Origin of the sequence: Microcoleus sp. B3-D7 (assembly GCF_036705305.1) — a bacterium.
Taxonomy (GTDB): domain Bacteria; phylum Cyanobacteriota; class Cyanobacteriia; order Cyanobacteriales; family Microcoleaceae; genus Microcoleus.
The window spans coordinates 1-1,883 of the sequence record NZ_JAUBUE010000123.1 but is presented as its reverse complement, the minus strand read 5'-3'; the positions used below and the strand labels follow the sequence as shown (position 1 = coordinate 1,883).

Sequence of the window (1,883 nt, the reverse complement as noted above, 5' to 3'; positions counted from 1 at the left end):
CTCTTTATAACTATGGGGTCTTTTTTTGGGCCAAAATACGGCTTTGGGGCAGACTCTCTCCCACGCAGCGCTAGAAGGATTCAGTGGTTCAATATGATGATGCGGCTTACTGGGACTAGAGCTAAGGCAAAATCCATTGGTGTCAACTTAAACTTAAGGAGGCCATCGCCCTCAACCAGGCACTCGTTCTTAACCTCTACCACGCGATACGCGATATTAAGCAAAAATCACACTCCTTCTTACTGGCGTTACAATCAGAGTAAGTATGAGAACTTCTGGAATCGTGATGAAATTTTATGAGCGGAAAACGCCCAGCTCATTCAGGTAATCCAGACTGGGGTCGAGCCACGCAACTACCGAGTCCGCCGATAGCACCAATAGAAGCTCTGCTATGGAAGGGGCTGAGTCTTGAAATCTTTAAGGCGTCACGCTTAACAGCAGGAGACAGAAAACGGCGCGATGGCCTCCCGCCTCGCAAGCTACGATTGTTGACCTTACCTGTAGACATCTCCCAAAACTCGCAAAGCTTATCTGGCAAAGGCTTTGCCAATTATAACTCTTCTCAAAAATCTCTGCTTTCTAACACGGGTTAATCAGGGTTTGAGCTAGTTTCAGTTAATTTAGAACCCAAATCTAGATAGGGTAGCACTGTAATTTAGACACCACTGTCTTCTGGTTTTAATTGTGGCAGTATTAAGGCTCCCACTCGCAACCTGACTAACCTGCAAATTGTCAGAATTACCTGCTCATATCGGGAGGAGCTTAGCAGAAACCTCTCAGAGGCTACTCGGAATATTTTGAGTAATCTAATCCTATGTTCAACAACAATTCGTTGCTTTGATAATTTTTTATTTTCTTTTTTCAGGTCGGCGGTTAATTCCTGCTTCTTCGGTTTTTTGTGGGGAGTCTCAATCTGCTCCTCTCCTACATAACCTTTGTCCCCGAAAAACCTTTGCCCAACCGCAAATTCTGACCGTCGCTCTCTAAATAGATTAATATCGCTATTGGGTCCCGGTTTCCCCACTATAACATCGACTATCTGTCTTCTATTTGGTAGGACAATCAACTGATTTTTCATCGTAGAATTTTTCTTCTTTCCTGAGTAGCACTTTTTCTGCTCTTGATAGTCTTTAGGTCTTTCCCTGACTTGTTCTGAGCTATAGCAATCCTAAATCATTATCCTGATTATGGTACAATTATGTGCAATACTTAATTATGACAAAAAACTGAATAACTTACAACTTTCACAAAAAGATATGGAAAAAGAAATAGCCCAAGTAGAATTTTTCATTAAAAGTAATATCGATGCAAGAGAACTAAAACGAGCAATAGCTGTAAGGATGGCGCTCTCAGGTAATATCTACCATGAAATCAGCAATATTTTAGGTGTAAGTAATTTTTGGTTGGTTATTGGAAAAAACAATTTACAACCAAAGGCATCGCCGAAATCAAACTAGGACATAAAGGGTCAAAAGGGTATTTAACGGCTCGAGAAAATACTGAAGTAATCGAGTGGTTAAAAAATAAAGAATATTGTAATTTAGATGAGCTGGTTACTTATTTAGATCAAGAATTTGGTGTGATATATAAATCAAAACAGAGTTACTATGAACTTTTCAACCGGGCAAAAAATAGTTTGAAAAAAACTCAAAAAAACAATCCTAAATTTGATAAACAACTGGTAAAAAAAACAGAAAGAATTAACGATATTTTATTTAAAAACAAGGCTGGTATAGAATCGGGGGAAATAATAGTATTGTTTTTAGATGAATGTCATCTACTTCATGGTGATCTAACTGGTTATGTTTTGGAGTTTAGACTAAGCAGGTCAAAAAGTGCGATCACTCTGAGACTAGCGAACAATTCTCAAGAACGGCAATGGT

General features: G+C 39.1%; 3 protein-coding genes and 1 pseudogene. 3 read left to right on the top strand and 1 reads right to left on the bottom strand.

Features of this window, described 5'->3' with window-relative positions:
* The first annotated feature begins 296 nt into the window (after positions 1-296).
* On the top strand, positions 297-593 hold the full coding sequence (locus QUB25_RS29590) for a hypothetical protein (protein ID WP_333189038.1): 297 nt from the start codon (positions 297-299) through the stop codon (positions 591-593).
* A 62-nt stretch (positions 594-655) separates the two neighbouring features.
* Here QUB25_RS29590 and QUB25_RS29585 read toward each other — a convergent pair.
* Positions 656-1,144, bottom strand: a pseudogene (locus QUB25_RS29585) (HARBI1 family protein); the annotation flags it as partial.
* Between the two features lie 112 nt (positions 1,145-1,256).
* Here QUB25_RS29585 and QUB25_RS29580 point away from each other — a divergent pair.
* Positions 1,257-1,457: a helix-turn-helix domain-containing protein gene (locus QUB25_RS29580; protein WP_333189036.1), complete on the top strand. Its 201-nt coding sequence runs from the start codon at positions 1,257-1,259 to the stop codon at positions 1,455-1,457.
* On the top strand, positions 1,400-1,883 hold a 484-nt coding region (locus QUB25_RS29575; protein ID WP_333189034.1), incomplete at its 3' end, for a winged helix-turn-helix domain-containing protein. The genes QUB25_RS29580 and QUB25_RS29575, both read left to right, overlap by 58 nt.

Excerpts from the sequence above, each read along its gene's own strand:
- QUB25_RS29590 (WP_333189038.1), top strand. The coding sequence starts at position 297 with ATGAGCGGAAAACGCCCAGCTCATTCAGGTAATCCAGACTGGGGTCGA.
- QUB25_RS29580 (WP_333189036.1), top strand. The coding sequence starts at position 1,257 with ATGGAAAAAGAAATAGCCCAAGTAGAATTTTTCATTAAAAGTAATATC.